Below are 5,424 nucleotides of genomic sequence, written 5' to 3'. Positions count from 1 at the left end.
ACCGCGGTCGTCACCTGGGCGATGTTGCGCACCTGCCCGGTCAGGTTGCGGAACGCGGTGTTCACGGAGTCCGTGAGGTCCTTCCACGTCCCCGCCGCGCCCGGCACCTGCGCCTGCCCGCCGAGCTGGCCCTCGGCACCGACCTCGTTCGCCACCCGCGTCACTTCGTCCGCGAAGGTGCGCAGCGTCTCGGTCATGGTGTTGATCGTGTCGGCCAGCTGCGCGACCTCGCCGCGGGCGCTGACCGTCACCTTCTGCGACAGGTCACCGCTCGCGACCGCGGTGGTGACCTGCGCGATCCCGCGCACCTGCGCGGTGAGGTTGCCGGCCATGAGATTGACCGAATCCGTCAGGTCCTTCCACACGCCGGCAACGCCGGGGACCTGCGCCTGACCGCCGAGTTCACCCTCCGTACCGACCTCGCGGGCGACGCGTGTCACCTCGGAGGCGAAGGAGGAGAGCTGGTCGACCATCGTGTTGACGGTGTTCTTCAGCTCGAGCATTTCGCCGGCGACGTGAACCGTCACCTTCCGGGACAGATCACCCTTGGCGACCGCGGTGGTGACGAGAGCAATGTCACGCACCTGCGCCGTCAGCCGGGAGGCCATGGTGTTGACGGATTCCGTCAGATCCTTCCATGAACCCGACATTCCGCGCACCCGCGCCTGGCCGCCGAGCTTGCCCTCCGTACCGACCTCGCTGGCCACTCTCGTGACCTCGTCGGTAAACGCGGAGAGCTGGTCAACCAGCCCGTTGACCGTACGGCCGACCTTGAGGAATTCACCCCGCAGAGGATGCTCCGAAGAGCTGTCCGAACTGCGCGACCGCAGATCCATCCGCTGTTCGAGGTCGCCCTCGGAGACCGCCGACAGCACCCGTCCCACCTCGGAGACGGGGCGTACGAGGTCGTCCACCAGGGCATTCGAGGCGTCGATGGCCGCGGCCCAGGAGCCCTCGGCGGCGCCGACCTCCAGCCGTTCCGTGAGCTTTCCCTCACGTCCGACGACCCGGCGCACCCGCGCCAGCTCGCCCGTGAGATGCAGATTGCGATCCGCGACCTCGTTGAAGACCGCCGCGATCTCCGACATGACGCCGTCGCCGGAAACCGTGAGCCGCTTGCGGAAGTTCCCGTCCCGCATCGCCACCAGAGCGACCAACAGCCGATTCAGCGCAGCCGTATCCACCTCGGTCGTCCCGTTGTTCCGGGATCGTCCGCCTTTCGCGCGCGTGCTTGCGCCCCGCGCCGCTGCGCCAGACTCCACCGTGTCCCTCCCGCAAGGGTCGACCGTTCTACCCGGGCTTTCTCTTGATACTTGCCCAGTGTTTCACCATGGCCCAACCAGGCCATAACAGTTCGGCAGCATCGCACACCGTCCCAGGGCACGATTGGGGCGGAAACACACGTGACCGGCATCCTCGGGTGCGGCGAAGGTAAGTAACCTGGCATACGGCTGTCCACCCGCCCCGGCCATCCCGCACGGGCGGTGGTGCACGCACAACAGGTTTATTTCGGAGGGGCGCCGCGACCATGGGGGAGCAGATCACCGACACACGCATGAGGAGACCAGTGATCACCGCGCGGGCCGCCGCAACCTTCGAGCCGGTCGGGCGCTCGGTCGCCACTGCCCGTGCATTCGTCCGGGACACCCTCCAGGGCTGGGGCTGTGCCGACATCGTCGACGACGCCGTGGTGCTGACCAGCGAGCTGGTCACCAACGCCGTGGTGCACGCCGGCACCGCCGCCGACGTGCTCTGTCTGCGCAACGACGGCGGCGTACGGATCTCCGTCGCCGACCGCTACCCCGAACGGGAGATCCCGCTCCAGAACGCCGGCCAGGTCGTCGTCCACCCGGACCGCGAGGGCGGCCGCGGACTGCTGCTGTGCGGGGCACTGGCCTCCCGCTGGGGCGTCGAGTACACCGCCGCACAAAAACACGTATGGTTCCAGCTCGACCTGCCCGAGCGCCCGGCAGGCACCCGCTCCGCAGGCCCCGCCCTGCCGGTGGACGCCCTCCCGGTCACCGACCCCCGCGTCCGTGTCGCGTTGATCCAGATCGACCGCGGCGGCTGCATCACGTTCTGGAACGAAGACGCCCAGGACCTCTTCGCCTACGACGCCGAGCAGGTCATCGGCAAACCTCTCACCGACCTCGCCGCCTGGCCGCACACCCCCGGCACCGGCACCGGCATCGTCGAGGCGCTCCAGCTCTCCCGCTGGGAAGGCTCCTACGGGATCCGCGGCTCCGACGGCCGGGTCGTCCCCGTCTACGCCTCCCACCTGCGCGTCCGCGACGCCGACGGCGAGGCCTCCACGGTCTGCCTGCTGGTGCGCGACCACGAGCGCGCCATCCTGCAGAGCCCCCAGCGCACCCCCGCCCCGGACGCCGCCTCACAGGCCGCGCAGTCCGAGGGCCGCTCCTCCGACCCGTTCGAGGTCTTCATCGGGTCACCGGCCCCCGACGACCTCGACGGACTGCTCCAGCGCACCGTCGAACGCGCCCGCGACATGCTCGACGGCGACGCCGCCTACCTCCTCCTCGCCACCGACGACGAAACCGAACTGGAGGTACGCGCCTCCACGGGCCTGCCCTCCGCCCGCCAGCGGTTCGCCCGCGTCCCTGTGGAGGCCGGATCCGGACGCTACGGCTCCGCCCGGATGCCCGCCGTCCACGAGGACCTCACCGCCGTCCCCGGCGCCGTCCCGCTCCTCAGCGGCACGGGCATGCGCTCCGTCGTCACCGTCCCGCTCAAGGTCGAGGGACGGCTGACCGGCTCGCTCGGGGTCGCCGCGGAGGGCGCCGGCCGCTATACGAACGAAGAGGCGCTGCGGCTCCAGTTCGCCGCCGACCGCATCGCCCTCGCCGTCGAACGCGCCCGCCTGACCGAACTGGAAAAGCTGCGCCGCGGCTCCCTCTCCTTCCTCGTCGAGGCCTCCGACCTGCTCGCCGGCACCCTCGACCGCGACCAGACCCTGGCCCTGATGGCCCAGATGACGGTTCCCACCCTGGCCACCTGGTGCGCCGTCTACACCGTCGCCGACCAGGCCTCCGAGCCCGAGCTTTCCTACGTCCTGCACGAGGACGAGGACCGCATCGACGGCCTGAAGACCCTGCTGATGAAGGTCGACCCGCCCGAGCCGGTCCCCACCCCCGGCGCCCGCGTCTGGACCGCACCCAGCGACGCCGCGCACGACGCCGCCCTGCGCACCTCCATGCGCAGCCTGGGCCTGGGCAACTCCGCCCGCCCCTCCACCGGCCCCGGCGCCACCCTCGCCACTGCCTCCGCCGTCGGCGGCGAGACCGTCGTCCTGCCCCTCGTCGCCCGCAACCGCGTCATCGGCATGCTCACGCTCGGCAAGCCCACCGAAGAGCACTTCCGCCAGGAGATCCTGGAACTGGCCGAGGACCTCTCCCGCCGGGCCGCCCTGGCCCTGGACAACGCCCGTCTCTACTCCGAGCGCACGGCCATCAGCCAGTCCCTCCAGCGCAGCCTGCTGCCCCCGGAGCTGCCCGAGATCCCCGGCGTGGAGGTCGAGGTCATCTACCGCGCGGCCGGCGAGGGCAACGAGGTCGGCGGCGACTTCTACGACCTCTTCCCGATCCGCGACGGTGCCTACGGCTTCGCCATCGGCGACGTCTGCGGCACGGGCCCGGAGGCGGCAGCCGTCACGGGCCTCGCCCGCCACGCCCTCCGCCTCCTCGCCCGCGAGGGCTTCGGCGGACCCGCCGTCCTGGAACGGCTCAACGCCGCCATCCTCGACGAGGGCGCCCGCAGCCGCTTTCTGACGCTCCTTTACGGCGAGCTCTGGCCCCAGGACGACGGCAGCGCCGTCCTCAAGGTCGTCTGCGCGGGCCATCCCCTGCCGCTCCGGCTGCGCCAGGACGGCACGGTCGAACCGGCCGCCGAACCCCAGCCCCTGCTGGGTGTCATGGATGACCTCGAACTCTACGAACAGACCGTCACCCTCGACCCCGGCGACGTCCTGCTGTGCGTCACCGACGGCGTCACCGAACGCCGCGAGGGCACCCGCATGCTCGGCGACGACGGCCTCACCGACGTCCTGACCACCTGCACGGGCCTGACGGCCGGCGCCGTCGCCGCCCGCGTGCTGCGCGCCGTGGAACGCTTCGCCGCCGAGCCCGCCTCCGACGACATGGCCATCCTCGCCATGCGCGTCCCCGAAGTCCCGGCAGACTGACCCCTGGTGGGGGACGCGGCCGGCGTAACGGCTCACAGCCGGCCGGCCGCTCCCCCGCCACCACCAACCCTTCCGTACGGTGCAGCTCACGCCTCAGTACATGCTCCGCCGCCCCCCCACAGCCGCCCCTTACCCCCTCCCCGCGAAACCGGCACACCCACTCATCGCAGCCGCATACGACAAAGGCCCCCGCCAAATGGCGGGGGCCTTTGTCTTCTGGAGCCCCAATACGGAATCGAACCGTAGACCTTCTCCTTACCATGGAGACGCTCTGCCGACTGAGCTATTGGGGCGCGGCAACGGAATAGATATTACCCCAACTCCCCGGCAGATTCGAACCGTCCACCCGCACTCGCTAAAACGCCGGCTGCAGCAATCCGCCCAGCGCATTGCAGGCACTCACCATCTTCTGCAGCTCCCGCCGCGACATACCGGCGTGCACGGGAAGCGCCAGCGTCTCGTCCACCGCCCGCTCGGTCTGTGGCAGAAACACATCCCGCCGCAGCCCCGGCATCCGGTACACCGGAGCCAGTACGGGCACCTTGCACGGCACGCCCTTGGCCCGCAGCGCCCGCGCGAACGCATCCCGGTCCGGCCGCCCGTTGCCCGGCACCCGCACCACGTACTCCTCGTAGGTGTGCCCCGCCGTCGGCGTCGGCGTCCAGACGCCGCGGAGCCTGCCGTCCAGGTACGACGCGTGCGCCCGCCGCACATCCGCACCCTCCGGGTCCGCCCCGGGTTCGTTCTCCACGAGCACCAACAGACCGTGCCGCTGACCGACTTCACGGATCCAGCCGGCGTCGGCCTGCCGCCCGAACCGGTGGATCGCCACGACAGCGGCCGTCTGACCGGTCACCACATCCGACACCGCGGCCGGGTCCAGGCAATAACTGTCGCCGTCCACATCGGCGAACACCGGCACCGCGCCCAACTCCACCACGGCTCGGGCCACCTCGGCGTTGCCGTACGCCGGCACCACGACCTCGTCACCAGCACTGACACCGGCCGACTTGAGCGCTCCCACTGTCCGCATGAGACGGATCCTGGTCAGGCGAGATGAACGTCGAGTTACACCCACCAGCCGAAAATCAGAACAAAAAAGCTCCGGTCTCTGAACCATAAAGGTTCAGGGACCGGAGCTGAAAAATTGTTCGGCGGCGTCCTACTCTCCCACAGGGTCCCCCCTGCAGTACCATCGGCGCTGAAAGGCTTAGCTTCCGGGTTCG

General features: G+C 70.3%; 3 protein-coding genes, 1 tRNA gene and 1 rRNA gene. 1 reads left to right on the top strand and 4 read right to left on the bottom strand.

Annotated features, from left to right (window positions below; genetic code table 11):
* On the bottom strand, nt 1-1,184 hold a 1,184-nt coding region (locus ACWGJY_RS32680; protein WP_453264494.1), incomplete at its 3' end, for a HAMP domain-containing protein.
* Between the two features lie 344 nt (nt 1,185-1,528).
* Between ACWGJY_RS32680 and ACWGJY_RS32675 the strand changes: the two genes are divergently transcribed.
* Nucleotides 1,529-4,198, top strand: a complete 2,670-nt coding sequence (locus ACWGJY_RS32675; protein ID WP_453264493.1) for a SpoIIE family protein phosphatase — start codon at nt 1,529-1,531, stop codon at nt 4,196-4,198.
* A 217-nt stretch (nt 4,199-4,415) separates the two neighbouring features.
* Here the strand turns inward: ACWGJY_RS32675 and ACWGJY_RS32670 are convergent.
* From ACWGJY_RS32670 to rrf, 3 genes are all read right to left on the bottom strand, one after another.
* Nucleotides 4,416-4,491 (bottom strand) — tRNA-Thr (locus ACWGJY_RS32670).
* Between the two features lie 62 nt (nt 4,492-4,553).
* Nucleotides 4,554-5,231 carry a DegT/DnrJ/EryC1/StrS family aminotransferase gene (locus ACWGJY_RS32665; RefSeq protein WP_453264492.1) on the bottom strand — a complete coding sequence of 226 codons (678 nt, stop codon included), beginning with the start codon at nt 5,229-5,231 and terminating at the stop codon, nt 4,554-4,556.
* A gap of 116 nt (nt 5,232-5,347) precedes the next feature.
* A 5S ribosomal RNA gene (gene rrf / locus ACWGJY_RS32660) occupies nt 5,348-5,424 on the bottom strand; the annotation flags it as partial.

The sequence above is a fragment of the Streptomyces sp. NPDC054765 genome, assembly GCF_053612065.1.
The sequence above is the reverse complement of the archived record's forward strand: the minus strand, read 5'-3'. Positions and strand labels throughout refer to the sequence as shown.

Coding starts and splice junctions, on each gene's coding strand:
- ACWGJY_RS32675 (WP_453264493.1), top strand. CDS start 1,529: ATGGGGGAGCAGATCACCGACACACGCATGAGGAGACCAGTGATCACC.
- ACWGJY_RS32665 (WP_453264492.1), bottom strand. CDS start 5,231: ATGCGGACAGTGGGAGCGCTCAAGTCGGCCGGTGTCAGTGCTGGTGAC.